Source organism: Klebsiella sp. WP4-W18-ESBL-05, assembly GCF_014169075.1.
GTDB lineage: Bacteria > Pseudomonadota > Gammaproteobacteria > Enterobacterales > Enterobacteriaceae > Kluyvera > Kluyvera ascorbata_B.
On sequence record NZ_AP022057.1, the window covers coordinates 393,407 to 419,367 of the forward strand.

A 25,961-nucleotide genomic window follows, 5' to 3' on the forward strand; every position below is an offset into this window, starting at 1 on the left:
TCTTAGTTATGAATGCACCCTTTACGTATGCATCACCGACCCTCAGCGTTGAGGCACTGAAGCACTCTATTGCCTATAAGCTGATGTTCATCATCGGGAAAGATCCCGCTATCGCCAACAAACACGAGTGGCTGAACGCCACGCTGTTTGCCATTCGCGATCGTCTGGTCGAGCGTTGGCTGCGTTCTAACCGCGCCCAGCTTTCCCAGGAAACGCGGCAGGTGTACTACCTGTCGATGGAGTTTCTGATTGGCCGCACCCTTTCCAATGCGCTGTTGTCGTTGGGTCTGTATGACGACGTAAAAAACGCGCTGGAAGAGATGGGGCTGGACCTCGAAGAGTTGATTGACGAAGAGAATGACCCCGGGCTGGGCAACGGCGGCTTAGGCCGTCTGGCGGCCTGCTTCCTGGATTCGCTGGCGACGCTGGCGCTGCCGGGCCGTGGCTACGGCATTCGCTACGACTACGGCATGTTCAAGCAGAACATTGTCGACGGCCGCCAGAAAGAGTCGCCGGACTACTGGCTGGAGTATGGCAACCCGTGGGAATTCCCGCGCCACAACACGCGCTACAAGGTGCGCTTCGGCGGCCGCGTCCAGATGGAAGGCAAAACCAGCCGCTGGCTGGAAACCGAGGAGATCCTCGCGGTTGCTTACGATCAAATTATTCCTGGCTATGACACCGATGCCACAAACACGCTGCGCCTGTGGAATGCGCAGGCCAGTAGCGAAATCAACCTGGGTAAATTTAACCAGGGCGATTACTTCGCTGCGGTAGAAGATAAAAACCACTCTGAGAACGTATCCCGCGTGCTGTATCCGGATGACTCCACCTATTCCGGGCGCGAGCTGCGCCTGCGTCAGGAGTACTTCCTGGTTTCCGCGACGGTGCAGGATATTTTAAACCGCCACTACATGTTGCATAAAACCTATGACAACCTGGCGGACAAAATCGCTATTCACCTGAACGACACCCACCCGGTGCTGTCCATTCCCGAGCTGATGCGCCTGCTGATTGACGAGCATAAGTTCAGCTGGGATGAAGCGTTTACCGTGACTTGCCAGGTCTTCTCTTATACCAACCACACGTTGATGAGCGAAGCGCTGGAAACCTGGCCGGTCGATATGCTGGGCAAAATCTTGCCGCGTCACCTGCAGATTATCTTCGAGATTAACGACTACTTCCTGAAGACATTACAGGAGCAGTATCCGAACGATACCGGCCTGCTGAGCCGCACTTCCATTATTGACGAGTCCAACGGTCGCCGCGTGCGTATGGCGTGGCTGGCAGTGGTGGTGAGCAAGAAGGTGAACGGCGTTTCTGAACTGCACTCTAACCTGATGGTGCAGTCGCTGTTTGCCGACTTTGCCAACATCTTCCCGATGCGCTTTATCAACGTCACCAACGGCGTAACGCCGCGTCGTTGGCTGGCGCTGGCGAACCCGGCGCTCTCTGAGGTGCTGGATGACAACATTGGCAAGACCTGGCGCTCCGACCTCAGTCAGCTGAGCGAGCTGGAGCAGCACATTGATTATCCGAAGGTGAATCAGGCGGTACAGCGCGCCAAGCTGGAGAATAAAAAGCGTCTTGCGGCCTTTATTGGTCAGAATCTTAACGTGGTGGTCAACCCGCACGCGCTGTTTGACGTGCAGATTAAGCGTATTCACGAGTACAAGCGTCAGCTGATGAACGTGCTGCACGTCATCACCCGCTATAACCGCATCAAAGCCGATCCGGACGTGAAGTGGGTGCCGCGCGTGAATATCTTCGCCGGGAAGGCGGCTTCGGCCTACTACATGGCGAAGCACATCATTCACCTGATCAACGATGTGGCGGACGTGATCAACAACGATCCGCAAATTGGCGATAAGCTCAAAGTGGTGTTTATCCCCAACTACAGCGTGAGCCTGGCGCAGATGATCATTCCTGCGGCGGATCTCTCCGAGCAGATCTCACTGGCGGGGACCGAAGCTTCCGGCACCAGTAACATGAAGTTTGCGCTTAACGGTGCGCTCACTATCGGTACGCTGGATGGCGCGAACGTTGAAATGCAGGAGCACGTGGGCGCGGATAACTTCTTTATTTTCGGCAACACCGCAGAAGAAGTGGAGGCGCTGCGCCGCAAGGGCTATAGCCCGCGCGACTACTACGAGCAGGACGCCGAGCTGCGTCAGGTGCTGACGCAAATCGCCACCGGTGTATTCAGTCCGGGCGAGCCGGGTCGCTACCGCGATCTGGTGGATTCGCTGATCAACTTTGGCGACCATTACCAGGTGCTGGCTGACTATCGTAGCTACGTCGATTGCCAGGATAAGGTTGATGAGCTGTACCAGGAGCCGGATGAGTGGTCCACCAAAGCGATGCACAACATCGCCAACATGGGCTACTTCTCTTCCGACCGTACGATCAAAGAGTATGCCGAGCATATCTGGTATATCGAGCCGGTCAGGCTGTAAAACAACAATGGGGCCGGATGGCCCCATTTTTTTCCTTCGCCCGTGCATGCCTGATAAGCACAGCGCTATCAGGCATGACGCGGCGCGATCGTATTACGACGCCTGCGCCAGCTCAGGCTTTCCCAGCGTTTTCACCAGCCATTCACTTATCCGCGACTGCTGCTCCGCATTCAGCCACATCCCCTGTTTGGTACGGCGCCAGATGGCGTCATCGAGCCTGCGTACCCACTCATGTTCGACCAGATACCGCAGCTCGGCTTCGTAAAACTCATGGCCGAAATCGTCGCCCAGCCCGGTAACGTCGCGAGCATCGCCAATAATCAGCTCGCTATTGCTGCCGTAGGTTCGGGCGTAGTGGCGGGCCAGCGATTCGCTGATAAACGGATAGCGGCGGCGCAGTTTCGCTGCGTAGTCATCGCGATCGCCGCCGATCTCGCCACCCGGCAGCACTGCGCCTTTGGTCCACGCCGGGCCGATGCCCTGATAGTATGGGGACAGTTTTTCCAGTGCGTGCTCCGCCAGCTTGCGGTAGGTGGTGAGCTTACCGCCAAAGACGGAAAGCAGGGGGGCTTTACCGTGGTCGTCGTGGATATCCAGCGTGTAGTCGCGGGTAATCGCCTGCGGTGAATCAGACTCGTCGTCGCACAGCGGGCGTACGCCGGAGTATGTCCAGACGATGTCTTCGCGGGCCAGCTGCTTTTTAAAGTGACCGTTGTACACCTTCAGCAGATAGTTAATCTCGCTTTCGTCGATCTCAACGTTTTTCGGGTCGCCGTGGTATTCCACGTCGGTGGTACCGATGATTGAGAATTCATCCATCCACGGGATCACGAACACGATGCGCTTATCTTCGTTTTGCAGAATGTAGGCCTGCTTTTGTGTATGCACGCGTGGCACGACAATATGGCTGCCTTTGATCAGGCGAATGCCATACGGCGAAGGCAGATGCATGCCGTCGTCGAAGAACTGTTTTACCCACGGGCCGGTAGCGTTGACCAGACCGCGCGCCTGCCAGCGGAATTTTTCACCGCTGTCGATATCTTCCGCTTCCACAACCCAAAGGCCATTTTCACGTTTTGCCGAGATAGCACGAGTGCGGGTCCGGACTTCACCGCCTTTCTGCACCACCATCTGCGCGTTAGCCAGCACCAGCCGCGCGTCGTCGACCCAGCAGTCTGAATATTCGAAACCGCGCACAATTTCCGGCTTCAGGACCGATTCTGCGCCAAAACGCAAGCCGGTAGAGGCGGGAAGGCTGGTGCGTTTACCGAGGTGATCGTACATAAACAGGCCAGTACGAATCATCCACGCCGGGCGCAAATGCGGGCGGTGCGGCAGCCTGAAGCGCATCGGGATGGCGATATGGGGGGCCATTTTCAGCAGTACTTCGCGTTCGGCCAGCGCTTCGCTGACCAGGCGGAATTCGTAATGTTCAAGGTAGCGCAGACCGCCGTGGATCAGTTTCGAGCTGGCGCTGGACGTGGCGCAGGCCAGGTCCCTGGCTTCCAGCATCAGCACGGATAGCCCGCGCCCTGCTGCGTCAGCCGCAATGCCTGCACCGTTAATGCCGCCACCTATCACAATCAGATCTTTGGTTTCCATTATTGCTACCTCAGGGACTTTCGTTATAGCTCATTAATGTTCGATATCGCTCATAATAGCAAGTAAACGCGCTTTTGGTAACATAGAAAAAACATTTTAGAGTGATGTGCATAACATATTGGCGTTTACGTGGCCTGAGGACGTACACTTGGCGGTAAAATGTCGTGAGCCACAATACCTGCCATAAAGATAAGAGAGCACCATGGAACAGTTTGAATGCATTAACGTAGAACAGGCACACCAAAAGCTGCAGCAGAGTGCCGCTGTGCTGGTGGATATTCGCGATCCGCAAAGCTTCGCGATGGGCCACACCCCGGGCGCGTTTCATCTGACGAACGACACGCTGGGCGCGTTTATGCGCGATAACGATTTTGAAACGCCGGTTATGGTGATGTGCTATCACGGTAACAGCAGTAAAGGTGCCGCGCAGTACCTGCTCCAGCAGGGCTATGACCAGGTTTACAGCGTGGACGGCGGCTTTGATGCCTGGCACCGCCATTTCCCGGCAGAAGTGGAACACGCCGCTTTCTAAGACAGCGCCAGCACCCGTTCCCGATGCCGCCTGTCGTCAGGCGGCAATGCGCGCTGCAACGCATCTGTCAGGGTTTGGGTATATACTGTCCCCTTTTGTGTGGAATAGAAGCGACCTGCTGATGTTGATGATCACCTCTTTTACTAACCCGCGCGTGGCCCAGGCCTTTGTTGACTACATGGCGACGCAGGGCGTTATTCTGACTATCCAGCAGCATACGCGCAGCGATGTCTGGCTTTCTGATGAAGCGCAGGAAGCGCGCGTCCGTAGTGAGCTGGAACGCTTTCTCGCCAATCCTGCCGACCCGCGTTATCTGGCGGCGAGCTGGCAGTCCGGGCAGACCAACAGCGGTTTGCACTACCGTCATTTCCCGTTTCTCGCCACGCTAAAAGCGGGCGCAGGGCCGGTGACGATGGTTATCATGGCAGTCTGCGTGCTGGTCTTTATTCTGATGAACATCGTGGGCGATCAGCCAGTGATGATCTGGCTTGCCTGGCCGTACGATGATTCGCTGAAATTTGAGGCCTGGCGCTATTTTACTCATGCTTTCATGCATTTCTCATTCGTTCATATCCTCTTTAACCTGCTATGGTGGTGGTACCTGGGCGGGGCAATCGAGAAACGCATCGGTAGCGGTAAACTGGTGGTGATTACCATCATCAGCGCGCTGCTCAGCGGCTTTATTCAGCACCAGTTTAGCGGTCCGTGGTTCGGCGGCCTCTCCGGCGTGGTTTACGCCCTAATGGGCTATGCCTGGCTGCGCGGCGAACGCGATCCGCAGAGCGGCATTTATCTGCCGCGTGGGCTGATTATATTTTCTCTGATCTGGCTTGTTGCCGGGTGGTTCAACGTTTTTGGAATGTCGATTGCGAACGGCGCTCACGTCACCGGTTTGGTGATTGGTCTGGCTATGGCCTTCGTCGATACGCTAAATGTGCGAAAGCGAGCATAATTTTTCCAGGGATTCATCATGAAACAAACACAACGTCATGACGCGATAATCGAGCTGGTAAAACTTCAGGGCTATGTCAGTACCGAAGAGCTGGTGGAACACTTTTCCGTTAGCCCGCAGACCATTCGTCGTGATTTGAATGACCTTGCGGAGCAGAAAAAGATCCTGCGCCATCACGGTGGCGCGGCGCTGCCGTCGAGCTCGGTAAACGCCTCCTGGCACGACCGTAAGGCGACGCAGACGGCGGAAAAAGAGCGCATCGCCCAAAAGGTCGCCAGCCAGATTCCCAACGGCTCAGCGCTGTTTATCGATATTGGCACTACGCCGGAGGCGGTGGCTCACGCGCTGCTCAATCACAGCGACCTGCGCATCGTGACCAATAACCTCAACGTGGCCAACACGCTGATGGTGAAAGAAGACTTTCGCATTATTCTCGCCGGTGGTGAGCTGCGAAGCCGCGATGGTGGCATCATTGGTGAGGCCACGCTGGACTTCATTTCTCAGTTCCGCCTCGATTTCGGCATTCTGGGCATCAGCGGCATCGACAGCGACGGCTCGCTGCTGGAGTTTGACTACCATGAGGTGCGCACCAAGCGCGCGATTATCGATAACTCTCGTCACGTGATTCTGGTCGTCGACCATTCGAAGTTTGGCCGGAACGCCATGGTCAATATGGGCAGCATCAGCATGGTAGATGCGGTGTTTACCGACGTTCTGCCGCCGCCGGGCGTGATGCAGGTGATTGCCGAAAATGAAGTGCAGCTGGAACTCTGTTAAGGGGGAGCCGGCCAATTTTACTGGCGGGAAAAAGCAATGCCCCTCAGCCTTCAAAAGGGAGAGGGGCATTCCGCGCGAATACTGCTGTTCCGGGGGTTATGACATCTGCTGCTGGAATTTACCCTGACTCAGATCGGAGACGATGACGTTCATGCGGTCTTCGGTCAGCCGATAGTAGCGGATAGAAATGGCCGTAATCAGATAGAAGATGGCCGGCAGCACCGTAAACAGTATGAGCACGCCGCGAATGGCTTCTGCGGACTGCTGCTCAACCCCCGCCTGATAACCGTAAAATGCCAGCCCCCAACCGGTCAGCGCGCCGCCGATTGCAACGCCGAGTTTGATAATAAAGATGTTTGCCGCGACGTTCATGCCGGTAATACGGCGCTGGGTTTTCCACTCGCCGTAGTTATTGGCGTCGGTAATCATCGACCACTGCAGCGGGGCGTTAATCCCCTGCAAAATATTCAGTATCACGTGGACGATAAACGCGGGCATCCAATAATCGGTTGGCAGCACCAGGAACAGCAATCCGAATAGTGCACTGAGAATATTCACCCACACCGAGGCGCGAATTTTACAGAACCATGAGCCCACATGTTTTGCCGCCAGGCTGCCGATCACGGCAGCAACGGTCGTCGCCAGCATAAACAGAGAAATAACGCTGCTGCCCTGTTGCAGAATATACTGTACGAAATACACCAGCAGGCCGCCGCGAACCACCACGCCGCATAGCATCGCCAGGTTATATATCGACAGTACGCACCACTGGTCGTTTTTCATCAGAATACGCACGTCGCGCAAAATGTTCAGGTTCTCTTCTTTCACCGGCGTAATACGCTCTTTGGTGGTGGCAAAGCAGATCAGGAACATCACGCAGCCGATGACGCCGAATATCCCCATCGCCCACTGCATGCCGCTTGCCCGGTCTCCCGGCGCAAGCAGGTCTGCCAGCGGCAGAATCAGGGCGGTACCCATTGCTCCGCCAATAGGGGCGACGGCAAAACGCCAGGATTGCAGCGACAGGTTCTCTTTCGGATCGGCGGTTATCGCCGCGCCAAGCGAGCAGTAAGGAATATTAATCGCCGTGTACATCAGGGTCATAAAAATATAGGCCACGACGGCGTAGACAATTTTACCCGTTTGCTCAAAGTTAGGCGTGGAATAAACCAGCACGCAGCTTACCGCAAACGGTACACAAATAATTAATAGCCACGGGCGGAAGCGACCCCAGCGACTTTTGGTTTGATCGGCAATAGCGCCCATTATTGGATCGGTAATGGCATCCAGCACCCTGACGACGAGAAATAATGTCCCCATGACTGCCGGTGGTAATCCATAAATATTGGTATAGAAATAAGCGAGAATAGCGACAGAGGAGTCAAATACGATATGGCTGGCGGCGTCGCCCAGACCAAATCCAAACTTTTCCTTGTTACTGATTTTTGCGGTTAATGCCGACATAGGGTCACCTTTTATAATATGTGCCAACATACGACATCCTTTATAAAAGGTGGCTATGAACCTGAGTATTCTAATTTTTCACTTTGCGGTTATGTTAATTCTTTAATGTGACGTGGCTATCTCTTTGCTCTCTGGCGCGTGCAACGCCGGATAGCGCTTCGTTTATCCGGCCTGCCAAAAGGGGATGTTTAATATCGAACCCGCGCTTGGTATAGGCCGGATAAGGCGCAGCCGCCGTCCGGCACAAACTACACGCCATACCCCATCATCTTCAGCAGCTGCTGTGCGTGCTGCACTGCATCCTGACGGTGTGCCACGCCGAGCTTCTGATAAAGGTTACGAATATGGGTTTTGATGGTCGTAGCCGCAACGTCCAGCTCGCCGGCAATTTGCTCGTTGCTGTAGCCCGAGTAAATCAACCCCAGTACCTGCCACTCGCGCTGGGTGAGTGGGCTGGTGCGGATGAGCTCCGGCACTTCCGGGTGGTTGAGCAAGCGTTCAACGAAGCTCTCGTCGAAGTGGGCAAATTTATGACGATGGTGCTGGTTAATTTCACGCAGAATGCGCTGGGCGCGGTGCTGGTCCAGCTCCGGCAGCGTATTCAATTGAATCAGCTGGCGCAGCTGCTGCGCCATGGCTTCACCTTCAATCACGAAGTGGCTAATAAACCCGGTGCGGTTCGCCAGCTGGAGCGCTTCCAGCAGCACGCGCTGAGCTTCGTTCTTATTGCCTGCCTGCCAGTGCAGCTGATTAAGCAGCAGCAGGTTACGGTTGAGATCGCTCATCAGACGCAGGCTTCGGGCGTTCTCGTTGAGCTCTTCGAGCACCATTTCGGCCGAGTTGAACTCGCCCAGCAGAATCTGCGCGCGAGCGATGTTACGCCACTGTCCCTGCAGGAAGTGGTTATTGGCGAACTCCGGCTTCGGCGTGTGGCGCAGCCAGTTGGCCGCCGCTTTTTTGTCGCCGACCATCTGCCAGTAAATCACCCGTACCTTATCAGCGTTAGAAACCCAGTCGCTGTGATAGGCCCCGTTGCCCAGCAGGTTTTCCAGACGGTTCAGGTGATTGCGGGCGTTATCCAGATCGCCGCGCGCCAGCGAGCACTGCACCTGTAAGGTCAGGCACTGCAGCTGCTGTTGCGGCTGGAAGCCGCTCAGGACTTCAATCCCGGTGCGGGCGGCGGTTTCCGCTTCGTCGAGACGCGCCCACGCCCACAGCAGCTGTGCGCGAATGCGCAGCAGGAATTCATGCATCGGCAGTTGTTCAAGGTGTTGCTCGTGAATCAGCTGGAAGCCTTTCTCCTGGCACTCCCAGGCGGCCTGCAGGAAACCCTGAGCAAACAGAATTTCACTCTGCTGGATAAGGCTCCACAGGGCGTAGTGCCAGATATCGTGGCGGCGCGCCATTTGTTCAGTCTGCTGCATGACGGCAATCGACTGGCTCAGCAGCCCTTTGCAGTGCAGGACCTCACCGTGCACCGAGGTGGCGACGATGCGGCTGTAGACGTTTGCCAGCGGCAGCTCTTCGAGCGCCACGGTGGACAGGCGCTCGGCTTCATCCTGATCGCCGTCGTTGATGGCAACCTGCGCCCGCAGCGCGTTGAAATCACCGTGCAGCGAAGTGTCCATCTCAAACGTCATCTCCTGCTCGGCGCGAGCCAGCAGGGTGTTGACTTCACTGTAACGGTGCTGGCTTTGCATCAGCCAGGCCTGCAGCAGGACCAGGCGCGGATTTTCCAGCAGGCTTTCCCACGGTAGCGCGGAGAGTGACTCTTCGAGCAGCGCCAGTTCGCTATGATGGAACAGACCCCAGGCGTGGTTAAGCAGAATATCGCGCAGCATTTTCGGATCGCCCGCCGCCAGCGCGTGATGGATGGCTTCGCTCGGAAAACCTTGCGCCATCCAGCTTTCCGCCGCCGCGCGGTGGATTTCCGGCAGTTCGGTCGCCAGCTCCCACTGGCAGCGCTGGCGCAGGAAACTGCAGAACAGCGGATGGTAGTTAAACCACTCGCCGGAGTTGTCCATGCGCTGAATAAACAGCCCCTGACGCTCGATCTCTTCCAGGCGCATTTGCCCGTTCTCTTCGCCGGTTACGCGGGCGATGAGCGAGTCGTTCATGGAACGTAGCAGCGAACTTTTCAGCAGGAAATTACGCGTTTGCGCGTCGACGTTGTCCAGCACTTCATCAACCAGATAATCGGAAAGATGGCTGGCGTTAATGCCCGCCAGACGGCGCGCAGAGTGCTGGGTCGCGTTATTACGCTGGCGTGCGGATAGCGCGATCAGCTGCAGCGCGGTAGCCCAGCCGGCGACGTCATCGCACAGGCGACTGCTTTCTGCCGCTTCAATCGGCGCGGCCAGACGGCAGTCGAAGAATTGTTTGGTCTCGGCGTGCGTAAAGGAGAGCTGCTGGCTGCCAATTTCCAGTAGCTGATCGCGCACGCGCAGGTTGGCGATGCCCAACTGCGGCAGGTTGCGCGATAGCACCACCAGCGTCAGATTTTCCGGCTGATGGCGCAGGAAGAAGCGCATCGCATCGTGGATCACCGGGTTGGTAATCAGGTGGTAGTCATCAATGACCAGATAGAGCGGACGCTGCCATTCGCTGAGTTCAATGAAAAGTTGCGAGAAAAGGGAGCTCAGGCTCGCATACTGGCGCTTTTGCACCATGTTTTCGCTCGCCTCGCAATGGCCGCCCGTCGCCTGCTGGATAGCGGCGATCAGGTAGCTGGCAAAGCGTTCCTGCTGGTTATCGCCTTCATCAAGCGAATACCAGCCAAGGTCACTCATCCCTGCAGCCCATTGCGACACGAGCGTTGTCTTTCCATAGCCAGCCGGACTGGTTATCAGCGCCAGACGATAATTGTTCGCGCCTGAAAGTTTCGCCAGCAGCCGCTCGCGAACCACGGTGTGTTCGAGACGGACGGGTCGACTTAATTTTGACGGAATCAACATAGCTAATCACTTCACTGTGAGGATTGGAAAACGAGATTTTTTTTGCGCTTCGTAATTAATCCTTACAAAGGTCGGTCAAATAGCTATGTATTGCAAGTTATATCCTGTTTTGATGCTTGCGAATTTGCTATATGTCACAATTTCTCATATTCCCTCCCCACTACGTATTAGGCCCCGTAGGGTGCGTAAAATCTAGGTTTCGCAGGGTCATCTGCTTACGAACGAAATAAATTTACGCAGTTTTACGTCATTAATCGCATTTAAGAAATTTCTTGCATGGTCATTTTCCATAGAAACAATACGTATTAATTTGTTGCTTATTTTCGAAGGGTAATTGTTTCCCTATTTACATATTTATCGCGGAACATGATTTCATTTTTTGACCTGGCGCGGAGAATCGGCGGCCATCATCCTCGAGACTGTGGACAGCAAGAGGACCGTCTCATGCTGGTTGAAAAATGCGCGAATTCGCCGTCAGCGGCTAACGTTATAGTGGCGGCGATCACACTTTTCGCTCATCCCTGCGACTCCTCCCCGCCTAATCCAGGACAGGAGGAGGAAGTCATGCATTCAGCCAGGCACACTACCGCTAATGTTTATGTAAAAAGGATTCGATTTCGCTATGTCACAGCCTACTTTCAATCACGATTCATTCCAGGCTGCCCTGACGCGTCAGTGGCAGCGTTTTGGCCTGCAGGCCGCTTCCGAAATGACGTCTCATCAATGGTGGCAGGCTGTGAGCGGCGCGCTGGCAGAACAGCTGTCGGCGCAACCGGCAGCGAAGCCCGCGAAGGATCAGCGCCACGTGAACTACATTTCGATGGAGTTTCTGATTGGGCGCCTGACCGGCAACAACCTGCTTAACCTGGGCTGGTATGAAGGCGTGAGCGAGGCGCTGAAAGCCTACAACATCAACCTGACCGACCTGCTGGAAGAAGAAACGGACCCGGCGCTCGGCAACGGCGGCCTGGGACGTCTGGCTGCCTGCTTCCTTGACTCAATGGCGACCGTAGGCCAATCGGCCACCGGTTATGGTCTGAACTACCAGTACGGTCTGTTCCGCCAGTCCTTCGATGACGGCCACCAGATGGAAGCGCCGGACGACTGGCAGCGCGGCAGCTATCCGTGGTTCCGCCACAACGCGGCGCTCGACGTACAGGTCGGGATTGGCGGTAAAGTTGTCAAAGGCGAATGGCAGCCAGCGTTCACCCTCACCGGTGAAGCGTGGGATCTGCCGGTACTGGGCTACCGAAATGGCGTAGCGCAGCCGCTGCGTTTGTGGCAGGCCAAACACGCGCACCCGTTTAACCTGACTAAATTCAACGACGGCGATTTCCTGCGCGCTGAGCAGCAGGGCATTGATGCGGAAAAACTGACGAAGGTGCTGTACCCGAACGACAACCACACCGCGGGTAAAAAACTGCGTCTGATGCAGCAGTACTTCCAGTGCGCCTGCTCGGTAGCCGACATTCTGCGTCGCCATCATCTGGCGGGCCGCAAGCTGCACGAGCTGGCAGATTTTGAAGTGATTCAGCTTAACGATACCCACCCGACGATTGCTATTCCTGAACTGCTGCGCGTGCTGATTGACGAGCACCAGATGAGCTGGGATGACGCCTGGGCGATTACCAGCAAAACGTTCGCCTACACCAACCACACCCTGATGCCGGAAGCGCTGGAGTGCTGGGATGAGAAGCTGGTGAAGGCGCTGCTGCCGCGTCATATGCAGATTATCAAAGAGATCAACGACCGCTTTAAGAAGCTGGTAGATAAAACCTGGCCGGGCGATGAAGCCGTCTGGGCGAAGCTTGCCGTGGTGCACAATAAACAGGTGCGTATGGCCAACATGTGCGTCGTGAGCGGCTTTGCGGTTAACGGCGTCGCGGCGCTGCACTCTGACCTGGTTGTGAAGGACCTGTTCCCGGAATACCATCAGCTGTGGCCGAACCGCTTCCACAACGTGACCAACGGCATTACGCCGCGTCGCTGGATTAAACAGTGCAACCCGCAGCTCGCCGCGCTGCTGGATAAAACGCTGAAGAAAGAGTGGGCGAACGATCTCGATCAGCTGATCAACCTCGAAAAATACGCCGACGACGCGAAATTCCGTCAGCAGTATCGCGACATCAAGCTGGCAAACAAAGAGCGTCTTGTGAAGTTTATTAAGGCGCGTACCGGCATTGAGATTTCCAGCAACGCCATTTTTGATATTCAAATCAAACGTCTGCACGAGTACAAACGCCAGCACCTGAACCTGCTGCACATCCTCGCGCTGTACAAAGAGATTCGCGAAAACCCGCAGACCGACCGCGTACCGCGCGTGTTCCTGTTCGGGGCGAAGGCGGCGCCGGGCTACTATCTGGCGAAGAACATTATCCTGGCGATTAACAAGGTCGCTGAGGCCGTAAACAACGATCCGAAAGTGGGCGACAAGCTCAAAGTGGTATTCCTGCCGGATTACTGCGTATCGGCGGCCGAGATGCTGATCCCGGCGGCGGACGTGTCCGAGCAGATCTCTACTGCCGGTAAAGAAGCCTCCGGCACCGGCAACATGAAGCTGGCGCTCAACGGCGCGCTGACCGTCGGTACCCTGGACGGCGCAAACGTGGAAATCGCCGAGAAAGTGGGCGACGAGAACATCTTCATCTTCGGTCATACCGTCGAGCAAGTGAAAGCGCTCAAGGCCAAAGGCTACGATCCGCTGAAATGGCGTAAAGCCGACAAACTGCTGGATGCAGTGCTCAAAGAGCTGGAGAGCGGCAAGTACAGCGATGGCGACAAGCATACGTTTGACCAGATGCTGCACAGCATCGGCAAGGAAGGCGGTGACCCGTATCTGGTGATGGCCGACTTCGCCGCCTATGTTGAAGCGCAGAAGCAGGTTGACGTGCTCTACCGCGACCAGGAAGCCTGGACCCGCGCCGCCATCCTGAACACCGCGCGCTGCGGCATGTTTAGCTCCGATCGCTCGATTCGCGATTACCAAAAACGTATCTGGCAGGCAAAACGCTAAGGACTGGCCTATGGAAAGCAAACGCCTCGATAATGCCGCGCTGGCGGCGGGTATTAGCCCTGACTATATCAATGCGCACGGCAAGCCGCAGTCTATCGGCGCGGACACGAAGCGGCGCTTGCTTGACGCGATGCACCGTCCCGCGACCGATGCGGTCGCGGCGACGCCGATACCGAACGTGATGGTCTGGACGCACGGTAAGAAAATGGCGCTGCCGGTTTCCGGCAGCGGCGAATTCAACTGGATCCTCACCACCGAAGAGGGCAATCAGCACCACGGTAAGGCGGAGGGCGGCAAGAATCTTAGCCTGCCGACGCGCCTGCCGGAGGGGTATCACTCCTTAACGCTGACCCAGGATGACCAGCGCTGGCACTGCCGGGTGATTATTGCGCCCGAGCGCTGCTATGAACCACAGCCGCTGAAAGAAGCGAAAAAGCTGTGGGGCGCCTGCGTGCAGCTGTACACCCTGCGTTCGGAAAAGAACTGGGGCATCGGCGACTTCGGCGACCTGAAGGCGATGCTGCCGGAAGTGGCGAAGCGCGGCGGGGCGTTTATCGGCCTCAACCCGATTCACGCGCTGTACCCGGCAAACCCGGAAAGCGCCAGCCCGTACAGCCCGTCATCGCGCCGCTGGATGAACGTTATCTACATTGACGTGAATGCGGTCGAGGATTTCCGCCTGAGCGAAGAGGCGCAGGCGTGGTGGAAGCTGCCCGCCACTCAGCAGAAGCTGAAAGCCGCCCGTGACGTTGAACAGGTGGATTACACCGCCGTAACCGAACTGAAAATGACCGCGCTGCGCATGGCGTGGAAACGTTTTGCACTGCGTAGCGATGAGCAGATGACCGCCTTCCGCTACTTTGTCGACAAAGAGGGCGAAAGCCTGTACTGGCAGGCGGCGTTTGACGCGCTGCACGCTCAGCAGGTGAAGGAAGATAAGCTGCGCTGGGGCTGGCCGGCCTGGCCGAAGGCGTATCAGAATATCGAAAGCCCGGAGGTCCACGCGTTCTGTAAAAAGCACGCCGATGAGGTCGATTTTTACCTCTGGCTGCAGTGGCTGGCCTACACCCAGTTTGCCGAGTGCTGGGAGACCAGCCAGCGCGACGCGATGCCCATTGGCCTCTACCGCGATCTGGCGGTGGGCGTGGCCGAAGGCGGCGCGGAAACCTGGTGCGATCGCGAGCTATACTGCCTGAAGGCCTCCGTCGGCGCGCCGCCGGACATCCTTGGCCCGCTGGGGCAGAACTGGGGCCTGCCGCCGATGGATCCGCATATCATTGCTGCGCGCGCCTACGAACCGTTTATTGAGCTGCTGCGTGCCAACATGAAGAACTGCGGCGCGCTGCGTATCGACCACGTGATGTCCGTGCTGCGCCTGTGGTGGATCCCGTACGGTGAAACCGCCGATCACGGGGCTTATGTGCAGTATCCGGTGGATGCGTTGCTGTCGATTCTGGCACTGGAAAGTAAGCGTCACCGCTGTATGGTGATTGGTGAAGATCTGGGGACGGTGCCGGTTGAAATTGTTGGCAAACTGCGTAAGAGCGGCGTCTACTCGTACAAAGTGCTCTATTTTGAGAACGACAGCGAGAAAACCTTCCGTGCGCCGAAAGCCTATCCGGAACAGTCAATGGCTGTAGCCACGACCCACGACCTGCCAACGCTGCGCGGCTACTGGGAAAGCGGCGATCTGACGCTCGGTAATGAACTGGGTCTCTATCCGGATGCCGATGTGCTGCGCGGGTTGTATCAGGACCGTGAGCGGGCGAAGCAGGGGCTGCTGGATGCGCTGCATAAATACGGTGCGCTGCCTAAGCGCACAGGGCATAAGGCATCGCTGATGTCGATGACGTCAACCCTGAGCCGCGGCATGCAGCGTTATATTGCCGACAGCAACAGCGCGCTGTTGGGCCTGCAGCCGGAAGACTGGCTGCAGATGTCCGCGCCGGTCAACATTCCCGGCACCAGCACCGAGTATCCGAACTGGCGTCGCAAGCTCTCAACCTCACTGGAAGCGATGTTTGCCGATGAGGGTGTGAATAAGCTGATTAAAGATTTGGATAAGCGCCGGAAAGCGGCAAGCAAGAAGTAGTAACGTAGGCCGGATAAGGCAAGGCCGCCATCTGGCAATGCTGCGTGCTGTCGTTGCCTGATGGCGCTACGCTGATCAGGCCTACCAATAAAAATGCCGGGCAAGCCCGGCATTGTTGTATCCAGAGTTTGTGGTATTACACCACCATCCCCAGCAGCAGGCAGCCTACCAGACCGCATACCGAAATAATGGTTTCCAGCATTGACCAGGACTTGATGGTCTCGCCGATGGTCAGGTTAAAGTACTCTTTGAACAGCCAGAAGCCCGGATCGTTCACGTGCGAGAAGATAACGGAACCGGAACCGACCGCGATAACCATCAGCTCCGGGCTTACGCCGGTGGTGGCAATCAGCGGAGCCGCGATGCCGCCCGCGGTAATTGCGGCAACGGTGGCAGAACCCAGTGCGATACGCAGTACGGCGGCGATAGACCACGCCATAAACAGCGGTGAAACGTTGGATTCGTTCATGATGGAGGCGATGTATTTATCAACGCCACTGTCGACCAGCACCTGCTTGAAGGCGCCGCCGCCGCCGATGATCAGCAACATCATGGCAATGATTTTAATCGAGGAGATCAGCGTATCGTTGATGCTGTCCATCGAGCGGCCACGGTTCAGGCCAAAGGTGAAGATAGCAATCAGCACCGCGATCAGCGTCGCCATCACCGGGTCGCCGAAGAACTCAGCGGCAGGCAACAGGGCGTGGCCTTTTGGCAGCACCATTTCAGCAATGGCGCGCATGGCCATCAGAATAACCGGAACCAGGGATGTCCAGACGCTGACGCCAAAGGACGGCATCTCTTCTTCGGTAAAGGTTTTTGGGTTGTGCAGACCTTCCGGAATCGGCTTGTCGATGCTTTTCAGGCAGCGGGCGTAAACCGGGCCAGCCAGAATCACCGTTGGGATAGCCAGCAGGGTACCGTACAGCAGGGTTTTACCCATATCGGCATGGAAGATGGTGGCGATAGCGGTCGGACCCGGGTGCGGCGGCAGGAAGCCGTGAGTCACGGACAGTGCGGCAGCCATCGGGACACCGACGTACAGCAGCGGAATACGCGCGTTAGCGGCGATGGTGAACACCAGCGGCAGCAGCAGCACGAAGCCCACTTCATAGAACAGCGCGAAGCCCACGGTGAAGCCGGTCAGTACGACCGCCCACTGGATGTGCTTGCGACCAAATTTATCAATAAGGGTGGTGGCAATACGCTGTGCGCCGCCGCAGTCGGCGAGCATTTTGCCGAGCATAGCGCCGAAGCCCATAATCAGCGCCAGGCTGCCAAGGGTGCCGCCGACGCCATTTTTAATGGAGACGATCACTTTGTCCAGCGGCATACCCTGCATTAAACCGACCGCGAGCGCGACCAGCACCAGAGCGATGAACCCGTTCATTTTGAAACGGATCATCAGCAGTAATAAGAGGATAACCCCGATAGCTACGATGATTAATGGCATAACTTATCCAGCCTTTAATTTGTTATGGGTAACTTCACTGTTGTTGCGACAACGTCCAATTGTCCCTACAGAGGGAATAGGTACTCGTTTCTTCACATCATCGTTATGTTGTGGGCCTGACTGTAAGAATAGCTGGCTATTATTTAACGTGATGATGCTGGAATGGATGATACGGGTAACATAGTGGGGTTGAGAATATCCCCAGGCCTGGAAATGTGAAATATGCGACCTTAGTCAAACTATTCACGGGATTTTTGCAGCGTTGCGAGGTGGCATTTGCGCGGAATGTTGCGCGGTAACATCGAGGAAGGCGTTAAAAATCAGGTAGAAATGCCGAAGTGGAGAATGATTATCGTTAGCAAAAAAAGGCCCGGGAGCGACGAAAACGCCTCACCCAGGCCGCGTTGACCGCCATCCGGAGCCGACGTGATATCGCTCCGGCACATGACGGCGTCTGGCCGATAGCTTAGTAGTAGGAGTGCTCGCCGCGCTGGTGCTCGGTGAGATCGCGCACGCCTTTCAGGTCAGGGAACTCGGCCAGCAGCTGTTTCTCAATGCCGTCTTTCAGCGTGACATCGATCATCGAGCAGCCGTTACAGCCGCCGCCAAACTGCAGAATGGCGTAACCGTCGTCGGTGATTTCCATCAGCGACACGCGGCCGCCATGGCCTGCCAGCTGCGGGTTAACCTGCGACTGCAGCATGTATTCCACGCGCTCCATCAGCGGGGCGTCGTCGGACACTTTACGCATTTTGGCGTTTGGCGCTTTCAGCGTCAGCTGGGAGCCCAACTGATCGGTAACGAAATCAATTTCCGCATCTTCCAGATACGGAGCGCTCAGCTCGTCGACATAGGCGGTGAGCTGTTCAAATTTCAGGGCTGTATCACTTGCTTCCACCGCATCCGGCGGGCAGTAAGAAACGCCGCATTCTGCGTTAGGCGTACCAGGGTTAATCACAAATACGCGGATTTGTGTCCCTTCTTCCTGATTTTGCAGAAGTTTGGCAAAGTGCGCTTGCGCAGTATCGGAAATACGGATCATAGCTTTGACCTAATAGTTGACTACTTTAGTTGGTTATAATACGCCCATCGCTGGGGGTCTACAAGGTGCGGCACAGACACCATACCTGAACGCTCGCCGCGCCGTTTTGCAAAAGCAGGCGGGAAATCTCGGCAACGGTACTGCCCGTGGTGACGACATCATCCACAATAACCATATGGCGACCCTGCACCGGTAATTCAAGCTGGAAGGCGTGCTTCAGGTTGTGTTTACGCAGCCTGGCGCTGAGCTGATGCTGCGTGGCAGTGGGGCGAATGCGCGTCATCGCCCGCGACTGATAGCGGAGGCTCAGCCAGCGCGCCAGCGGGCGGCACAGTAGTTCACTTTGATTATAACCTCGCCGCCAGTGGCGGCGCTGCCACAGCGGCACGCTGATGAGCTGCTGTGGGGCGGGCAAATCGCTGCGCTGGCGTACGGCAAGCAGCAGTAGCCGCGCGAGGGCCGGCGCCAGCTCGGCCGTGCCGCTGAATTTAAAACGATGAATCAGCGTGCTCAGCGGCGGGTGGTAATCGCTAATTGCCACCAGACGCTGCCACGGCGGCGGTTTTTGTACACAACGGCCGCACGGCGTATGCGCCGTTGCCGAGGGTAAACCACACTGCGGGCAACGCCCCTGACGGGCAAACAGCGCCCGGGTGCAGCGTGAGCAGATGCCCCATGCCGGCCGCGCCAGCGGCATTTGGCATAGCCAGCACGCGCTGTGGACTGTTAGCATAATCCCTCCTTAAGGCGAAGAAATGAGAACGATAGCTGATGAACGACATCTGGTGGCAAACCACGGGCGAAGGAAATTGTCATCTTGTGCTGCTGCACGGATGGGGGCTGAATGCGCAGGTCTGGGATTGCATTGCGCCGGAATTAAACGCGCACTTTACGCTACACCGGGTCGATCTACCGGGCTACGGACGCAGCGGCGGATTCGGCGCGCTGAGCCTGGAGGATATGGCTGAAAAGGTGCTGGAAAGCGCACCAGAACGCGCTATCTGGCTGGGCTGGAGTCTGGGCGGGCTGGTCGCAAGCCAGGTGGCGTTGCGCCATCCGCAGCGCGTGCAGGCGCTGGTCACCGTGGCCTCGTCCCCGTGCTTTAGCGCTCATGGCGACTGGCCGGGCATCAAGCCGGAGGTCCTGAGCGGCTTCCAGCAGCAGTTGAGCGAAGATTTCCAGCGGACCGTGGAACGTTTTCTGGCGCTGCAAACGTTGGGCACCGAAAGCGCACGTCAGGATGCGCGGGCGCTCAAGCAAACGGTGCTGTCGCTGCCGATGCCGTCATCAGAGGTGCTCAACGGCGGCCTTGAGATCCTCAAAACCGCCGATCTGCGCGAGCCGCTGGCCGCGCTGACCGTGCCGTTCCTGCGCCTGTACGGCCGGCTCGACGGCCTGGTGCCGCGCAGGATCATCCCGCAGCTGGACGCCCTGTGGCCGCAGAGCCAATCGCAGGTGTTTGATAAGGCAGCCCATGCGCCGTTTATCTCGCACCCGCAGGCGTTCTGCGCGCCGCTGCTCGCGCTGAAAACGCAATTGTAGAATTAATTATGTCGCCACGTGGTAAAAAAGATTTTCGTAGCAATACTTAAGCTGTTGCGCAGGTGAAAGTTTCACTCGACGAGCGCAGCGCAAATAACAACCTTAAGGAGAGTAGAACGATGAAACTTGTTACAGGTATTGTTGCATCTCTGGTGATTGGTTCCCTGTCTTTTGGCGCGTTTGCAGCAAAAGAGATTCAAAAGGATGATGTCGCGAAGATGAATTTGACCAAAGTTGGCAATATCACCACCTCGCGTACCACCTCGCCGATGGACGCAAAACGCGATCTGTCGAAGAAAGCGGATGAAATGGGCGGGAAATACTTCGTGGTGATTGCGGGAGAGAAAAACGAGAAAACCGTTCACGCGAATGCGGACGTGTATAAATAAGTTCGGGGTCATTTCGCTCCGGCGCGACGCGTCGCGCCGGAGTTCTGTGCTAACGAAGCGCCCACCACTCTCGTAAGCAGGCTTTCCCTTCCGGGCAGCTTTTGCAGCTGCCGGTCAGACAACCGTCGGGCTCTTCGTTGATTTTCACCACTTTACCCATGGCTTCTAATCGGCTTAGCATGGCGTCGATCAGCGCTTGCGGCGTGTGCAGCTGGGCGCTGAGCTGTGTGGCCTCCATGCGTCCTTGCAGCGCCAGCATATCGCGTACTTCAATCAATGACGCCATCATCGCTCCTTAGTGGCAATCGCCGGTCGGGCTTGAGCAGCATGAGGTCGGCGTTTTACGCGTTGCCAGCAGGGAAACGTCCACACGGCTACGGGCACGGCGCAGCAGACCAATCACCACCACGTTGAACAGAATCACCGCCAGGATGCACACCAGGCTGTAGCGTGGGTGCTGGCTGAAGCTCACCGCCTGGTAGTACAGCGTAGACAGTGAGTAGGCGATGTTCAGACCCCACAGAATGGAGAAGGTCATCCAGCCGCGGCTCGACTCACGGGCAATCGCCCCCATCACCGAGATGCACGGAACATAGAGCAGAACGAAAATCAGGTAGCTGTAGGCTGCTGCCGCGCTGCCGAATTTACTGCTCATCACGCCCATCGCGCCGGTTTCCATCACGCCGTCGCCTTTACTGGCTTCGATTGGGTTAGCCAGTACGCTCAGACTAAAGGTATCTTTCAGTCCTTGCCAGGTTTCATCTGCTGCGGCGATCAGCTCTTCACCCAGACTGAACTCCTGTGGGTTAAACTCTTCGTTCTGAATGTTTTCGGCGGTGTAGAGGGTGTTCAGCGTACCGACCACCACTTCTTTCGCCATTGCACCGGTAAACAGACCCACGGTGGCCTGCCAGTTATCATCATGCACGCCAATCGGTTTAAACACCGGGGTGATCGCGCGGCTGACGGAGGCCAGTGCGGAATCGTTGATGTTGTCGACGATTTTACCGCTGAAGGAGAAGCTGTTCAGCGCGCTCAGGAAGATACTGACGATAACGATAACTTTACCTGCACGCAGTACGAAGCCTTTCAGGCGCTGCCAGGTCTGGATAATCAGGCTCTTAATGTGCGGTACGTGGTACACCGGCAGTTCCATCACGAACGGAGACGCTTCGCCGCGCATGATGGTGTATTTGAGCATCAGGCCGGTCAGAATGGCGATAACAATACCGAGCACGTACAGGGAGAAGACCACCAGCGCGCCGCCCTGGCCAAAGAAGGCGGCGGCGAAGACGGCGAAGATAGCCAGACGCGCGCCGCAGGACATAAACGGCGCCATCATGATGGTCATCAGGCGTTCACGCGGGGCATCGAGGGTCCGCGCGCCCATAACCGATGGTACGTTACAGCCGAAGCCGACGATCAGCGGCACGAACGATTTACCCGGCAGGCCCAGCGCCTGCATCAGGCGGTCCATGACGAATGCGGCACGGGCCATGTAGCCGGAATCTTCAAGGAAGGAGAGGAACAGGTACATCATGCCGATTTGCGGCACGAGCGGCAGCACGGTGTTGATACCGCCACCAATCCCTTGAGCCAGGAAAACGGTCAGCCAGTCCGGGAAGTGCAACTGGTACCCAACCCACTGAATACCGTGGATAAAGATAGCAACGGAACCGCCGTCAAAGATGGGCTGCAACGCGCCGCCGATGTTAATCGCCAGCAAGAACATCAGGTACATCACAAACAGGAAAATCGGCAGACCCAGCACGCGGTTGAGGACGATTCTATCCATCGCGGCGGTGAAGCGGCTTGGCTCAGCGGTCAGCGTGTTGCTGACGGCATCGCAGATAGCGGCAATGCTCTGGTAACGCGCATCGGCGATGTGCAACGCCGGGTCATCGAGCTCTTCGCTCAGGTGGGCCAGCGAAACGTCCAGCTTATGCGCGGCGTCACCGGCGTAGGCGCGGCTATAGATATCGCCCTCCAGCATCTGCATGCCCAGCCAGTTGCGCTGGCGTTCAGGAATATCCTGCGCCATTTCTTTCGCCAGATTGCTGGCCTCACGCAGCAGCGGCTGCGGGTAATGCACCAGCTCCAGCGGCTGATTGCCCTGGTGACGGTCGATGGCCATTTTCAACGCTTCAATGCCGCGGGCGCGGGTAGATACCAGCGGAACCACCGGGCAGCCGAGGCGGGCGGAAAGGGCATCAACGTCGATACGAATCTGCTGTTTCTCAGCGATATCGAGCATGTTCAGCGCAACCACGCACGGAATACCCAATTCGAGCAGCTGTAAGGTCAGGTACAGATTACGCTCCAGGTTGGAGGCGTCGACCACGTTAATCAGCAGATCGGCATCGCCGCTGAGAATATAGTGGCAGGCAATCTGTTCATCCAGTGAGGTTTGCGAAGAGATGGTGGTTAGCGAGTAGGTGCCCGGCAGGTCAACCAGCGTGACCTGATGATCGGTGGTGGCGAAGGCCCCTTCTTTACGTTCTACCGTGACCCCTGCCCAGTTGCCCACGCGCTGACGTGCGCCGGTTAACTGATTGAATAATGTTGTCTTGCCGGAATTAGGATTACCAATTAAACCGATGGTTAATTTTTTCATTTTTCAGACTCTTAGTGCCGGGCTGAAGTTATTATGCGACGGACTCTAATTCTATTAACGCGAGATCTTTTTTACGCAGTACCAAGCTAACGCGGCGCGTTTCAATGTGAATGGGGTCACCTAACGGCGCAACGCGAACCACATTAAATGATGAGCCTGGCAACATGCCCAGGGAGAGCAGTTTCTGACGATAAGCGGGGCTAATTTCGCGGGAAAAACCAACAATCTTCCACGCAGTATCCGGTGTAAATTGCATAGAACCTACTTGTAGTATCGCTAGCTGGACGAGGGGGTGCCGCATGCGGTCTGCTGGCTGCAAGGGCATCGTCAACGAATTAAGGTCTAAAAGTACTGTAAATGATGATAATGAGAATGGTTTTTATCATCAATACATAATATGCGATTGGCGATAATTTCGCGCATTATTTGCACTTTTTTTGATATGACTCAAGCAATGCATTGTAGCGATAAATGTATTAAATATTATTTTCTGTTCTTAATGTTTAATTAAGGTTTCATTGGTTAAGAAAATAAAACATGATGAGGCTTATTATTAAAAACCGATATGAAAGTAATAATGGCTAAGGCTCGTCATATATCGAGGAAGGAAAGGTAGGCCTGATAAGCGTAGCGCCATCAGGCACAATGCGAGCACGTTGCCAGATGGCGGCGTACACGCCTTATCCGGCCTACAAACGGATAAGGCGTTTATCGGTTAGCGTTTTTTACCCATGGCTGCGGCTAAGGCGTCCATCATGGCGCTGTTACCGGCTGGCTGAGCGTCACGACCGCGCGGCTTCGCGGCTTTTGCCGCCGGGCGCGCGTTACCCTGAGGGCGTTCGTTACCGCCGCGACGGGCGTTGGTTTCACCCGGCTGCTCGTCCAGACGCATGGTCAGGGCGATACGCTTACGCTGCAGATCGACTTCCAGCACCTTCACCTTCACGATGTCGCCCGCTTTCACAACGGTGTGCGGATCTTCGACAAACTTATCCGCCAGCGAAGAGATATGCACCAGGCCGTCCTGGTGTACACCGATATCAACAAACGCACCAAAGTTGGTGACGTTGGTCACGGCGCCTTCGAGGATCATACCCGGCAGCAGGTCGTTCATGGTTTCGACACCATCGGCGAACTTCGCGGTCTTGAACTCCGGACGCGGGTCGCGGCCCGGTTTTTCCAGCTCTTTGATGATGTCGGTGACGGTCGGTACGCCGAAACGCTCGTCGGTAAACTCTGAGGCCTTCAGGCCGCGCAGCTCGCTGCTGTTGCCCATCAGATCCTTCAGCGCCTGCTGGGTTGCCGCCAGAATACGCTCAACCACCGGATACGCTTCCGGGTGAACGGTAGAGGCGTCCAGCGGGTTATCACCGTGGTTGATGCGCAGGAAGCCCGCGCACTGTTCGAACGCTTTTGGCCCCAGACGGCTTACCTTCAGCAGCTGCTGGCGGTTCTGGAACTGACCGTTTTCGTCACGCCAGGCGACGATGTTCTGCGCCATCATGCGCGTCAGGCCCGCTACGCGGGTCAGCAGCGGCACGGACGCGGTGTTCAGGTCAACGCCGACGGCGTTCACACAGTCTTCTACCACCGCATCCAGCTTACGCGCCAGCTGCGTTTGGCTGACGTCGTGCTGGTACTGGCCGACGCCGATCGATTTCGGGTCGATTTTCACCAGCTCGGCCAGCGGGTCCTGTAAACGACGGGCGATAGAGACCGCGCCGCGCAGGGAAACGTCGAGATCCGGGAACTCCTGCGCCGCCAGCTCGGAGGCGGAGTAGACGGACGCGCCCGCTTCGCTGACGATCACTTTCTGAGCGGTGACTTGCGGGAACTGTTTCTGCACATCAAGGAAGAAGCGCTCGGTTTCTCGTGAGGCAGTACCGTTGCCGATAGCTACCAGTTCAACGTTGTGTTTTTCACACAGCGCCGCAACGGCAACGGCCGCTTTCGCCGCCTGGCCGGTGTGCGGGTAGATGGTATCGGTGGCGACCAGTTTGCCGGTGCCGTCAACCACCGCTACCTTCACGCCGGTACGCAGCCCGGGATCGAGGCCCATGGTGGCGCGCAGCCCCGCCGGAGCGGCCATCAGCAGATCGTGCAGGTTACGGGCGAAAACGTTAATGGCTTCGTCTTCGGCGCGCTCGCGCACAGTGCTCATCAGCTCGGTTTCGAGGTGCATCAGCACTTTGATGCGCCAGGTCCAGCTCACCACGCCCTTGCGCCAGCTGTCCGCCGGAGCGTTGTTCAGGCGCAGACCGAGGTGATCGATAATAATTTGTTCGCAGTAGCTCTCTTTCGGCGGCTCATCAAACTGTGGGTCTGCGTTGAGCGAAAGCTGCAGCACGCCTTCGTTACGCCCGCGGAACATGGCCAGTGCACGGTGAGAAGGGGTGGTGGAAATGGGTTCGTGATGGTCGAAATAATCGCGAAATTTCGCGCCTTCCTCTTCCTTGCCGCTGACGACTTTGGCAACCAGATGGGCGTTCTTCCATAGGTAGTCACGCACTTTGGCCAGCAGGCCTGCGTCTTCGGCGAAGCGCTCCATCAGGATATAGCGTGCGCCATCAAGGGCCGCTTTGGTGTCCGCAACGCCCTTATCGGCATCGATAAATTTGGCTGCTTCGGTTTCCGGGTCGTGGGACGGCTCGCTCCACAGCAGGTCCGCCAGCGGCTCAAGGCCCGCTTCAATGGCAATCTGCCCACGGGTGCGGCGCTTTTGTTTGTACGGTAAGTAGAGGTCTTCCAGCTCGGTCTTGTTGAGCGTGCCGTTGATCGCTTTTTCCAGCGACTCGGTGAGTTTGCCCTGTTCGCCGATGGATTTCAGAATGGCCTGACGGCGGTCTTCCAGCTCGCGCAAATACCCCAGTCGGGTTTCCAGATTACGCAGCTGCGTATCATCCAGACCGCCGGTGACTTCCTTACGATAACGTGCAATAAACGGCACGGTGTTCCCTTCATCAAGCAGGCGAACGGCGGCAACCACCTGTTCGGCTCTGGCCTGAAGTTCACCCGCAATAATGCGGCAGAGCGAATCATTCATCATGGCTTGGTTTCACTGTTAGGTCATAAAATCAGG

At 56.7% G+C, this 25,961-nt stretch carries 18 protein-coding genes; 8 read left to right on the plus strand and 10 right to left on the minus strand.

The window, feature by feature from the left end; genetic code table 11:
• Positions 1 to 8 precede the first annotated feature (8 nt).
• Positions 9 to 2,456 carry a glycogen phosphorylase gene (gene glgP, locus H7R58_RS01855; protein ID WP_182934580.1) on the plus strand — a complete coding sequence of 816 codons (2,448 nt, stop codon included), beginning with the start codon at positions 9 to 11 and terminating at the stop codon, positions 2,454 to 2,456.
• Positions 2,457 to 2,549: 93 nt separating this feature from the next.
• Here glgP and glpD read toward each other — a convergent pair whose 3' ends face one another.
• Positions 2,550 to 4,058: a glycerol-3-phosphate dehydrogenase gene (gene glpD / locus H7R58_RS01860; protein WP_182929894.1), complete on the minus strand. Its 1,509-nt coding sequence runs from the start codon at positions 4,056 to 4,058 to the stop codon at positions 2,550 to 2,552.
• Positions 4,059 to 4,260: 202 nt separating this feature from the next.
• On the opposite strand from glpD, the gene glpE reads away from it, so the two are divergent.
• From glpE to H7R58_RS01875, 3 genes are all read left to right on the plus strand, one after another.
• The gene (glpE, locus tag H7R58_RS01865; RefSeq protein ID WP_106925108.1) at positions 4,261 to 4,590 is read left to right on the plus strand and encodes a thiosulfate sulfurtransferase GlpE; all 330 of its coding nucleotides are present in this window, start codon (positions 4,261 to 4,263) and stop codon (positions 4,588 to 4,590) included.
• Between the two features lie 121 nt (positions 4,591 to 4,711).
• Positions 4,712 to 5,542 carry a rhomboid family intramembrane serine protease GlpG gene (gene glpG / locus H7R58_RS01870; protein ID WP_106925191.1) on the plus strand — a complete coding sequence of 277 codons (831 nt, stop codon included), beginning with the start codon at positions 4,712 to 4,714 and terminating at the stop codon, positions 5,540 to 5,542.
• A gap of 18 nt (positions 5,543 to 5,560) precedes the next feature.
• Entirely contained in the window at positions 5,561 to 6,319 is a 759-nt protein-coding gene (locus tag H7R58_RS01875) for a DeoR/GlpR family transcriptional regulator (protein ID WP_106925109.1), read from the plus strand.
• Between the two features lie 96 nt (positions 6,320 to 6,415).
• Here H7R58_RS01875 and H7R58_RS01880 read toward each other — a convergent pair whose 3' ends face one another.
• Complete coding sequence (locus H7R58_RS01880) at positions 6,416 to 7,783, minus strand: glycoside-pentoside-hexuronide (GPH):cation symporter (protein ID WP_182929895.1); 1,368 nt, start codon at positions 7,781 to 7,783, stop codon at positions 6,416 to 6,418.
• Positions 7,784 to 8,031: 248 nt separating this feature from the next.
• The gene (gene malT / locus H7R58_RS01885; protein WP_182934581.1) at positions 8,032 to 10,737 is read right to left on the minus strand and encodes an HTH-type transcriptional regulator MalT; all 2,706 of its coding nucleotides are present in this window, start codon (positions 10,735 to 10,737) and stop codon (positions 8,032 to 8,034) included.
• Positions 10,738 to 11,359: 622 nt separating this feature from the next.
• On the opposite strand from malT, the gene malP reads away from it, so the two are divergent.
• Entirely contained in the window at positions 11,360 to 13,750 is a 2,391-nt protein-coding gene (gene malP / locus H7R58_RS01890; RefSeq protein ID WP_182929897.1) for a maltodextrin phosphorylase, read from the plus strand.
• A 10-nt stretch (positions 13,751 to 13,760) separates the two neighbouring features.
• Entirely contained in the window at positions 13,761 to 15,842 is a 2,082-nt protein-coding gene (malQ, locus tag H7R58_RS01895; protein ID WP_106925112.1) for a 4-alpha-glucanotransferase, read from the plus strand.
• A gap of 136 nt (positions 15,843 to 15,978) precedes the next feature.
• On the opposite strand, the gene gntT is transcribed toward malQ, so the two are convergent.
• The 3 genes from gntT to gntX form a co-directional block, all read right to left on the minus strand.
• Entirely contained in the window at positions 15,979 to 17,295 is a 1,317-nt protein-coding gene (gntT, locus tag H7R58_RS01900) for a gluconate transporter (RefSeq protein WP_106925114.1), read from the minus strand.
• Between the two features lie 466 nt (positions 17,296 to 17,761).
• Positions 17,762 to 18,337: a Fe-S biogenesis protein NfuA gene (gene nfuA, locus H7R58_RS01905; protein ID WP_106925116.1), complete on the minus strand. Its 576-nt coding sequence runs from the start codon at positions 18,335 to 18,337 to the stop codon at positions 17,762 to 17,764.
• Positions 18,338 to 18,395: 58 nt separating this feature from the next.
• Entirely contained in the window at positions 18,396 to 19,070 is a 675-nt protein-coding gene (gntX, locus tag H7R58_RS01910; protein ID WP_182929899.1) for a DNA utilization protein GntX, read from the minus strand.
• Between the two features lie 38 nt (positions 19,071 to 19,108).
• On the opposite strand from gntX, the gene bioH reads away from it, so the two are divergent.
• Positions 19,109 to 19,879, plus strand: a complete 771-nt coding sequence (bioH, locus tag H7R58_RS01915) for a pimeloyl-ACP methyl ester esterase BioH (RefSeq protein WP_182929900.1) — start codon at positions 19,109 to 19,111, stop codon at positions 19,877 to 19,879.
• A gap of 119 nt (positions 19,880 to 19,998) precedes the next feature.
• The gene (locus tag H7R58_RS01920; protein WP_106925119.1) at positions 19,999 to 20,268 is read left to right on the plus strand and encodes a YdgH/BhsA/McbA-like domain containing protein; all 270 of its coding nucleotides are present in this window, start codon (positions 19,999 to 20,001) and stop codon (positions 20,266 to 20,268) included.
• Between the two features lie 49 nt (positions 20,269 to 20,317).
• Here H7R58_RS01920 and feoC read toward each other — a convergent pair whose 3' ends face one another.
• The 4 genes from feoC to H7R58_RS01940 all read right to left on the minus strand — a co-directional run bounded on the left by feoC (position 20,318) and on the right by H7R58_RS01940 (position 25,928).
• Positions 20,318 to 20,554 carry a [Fe-S]-dependent transcriptional repressor FeoC gene (gene feoC, locus H7R58_RS01925; protein ID WP_106925120.1) on the minus strand — a complete coding sequence of 79 codons (237 nt, stop codon included), beginning with the start codon at positions 20,552 to 20,554 and terminating at the stop codon, positions 20,318 to 20,320.
• Between the two features lie 9 nt (positions 20,555 to 20,563).
• On the minus strand, positions 20,564 to 22,882 hold the full coding sequence (gene feoB, locus H7R58_RS01930) for a Fe(2+) transporter permease subunit FeoB (protein ID WP_106925121.1): 2,319 nt from the start codon (positions 22,880 to 22,882) through the stop codon (positions 20,564 to 20,566).
• A 31-nt stretch (positions 22,883 to 22,913) separates the two neighbouring features.
• Positions 22,914 to 23,138, minus strand: coding sequence for a ferrous iron transporter A (gene feoA, locus H7R58_RS01935; RefSeq protein WP_106925193.1), 225 nt, complete (start codon positions 23,136 to 23,138; stop codon positions 22,914 to 22,916).
• Between the two features lie 459 nt (positions 23,139 to 23,597).
• Positions 23,598 to 25,928 (minus strand): Tex family protein, encoded by a 2,331-nt coding sequence (locus H7R58_RS01940; protein WP_182929901.1) that lies wholly within the window; start codon positions 25,926 to 25,928, stop codon positions 23,598 to 23,600.
• Positions 25,929 to 25,961 lie beyond the last annotated feature (33 nt).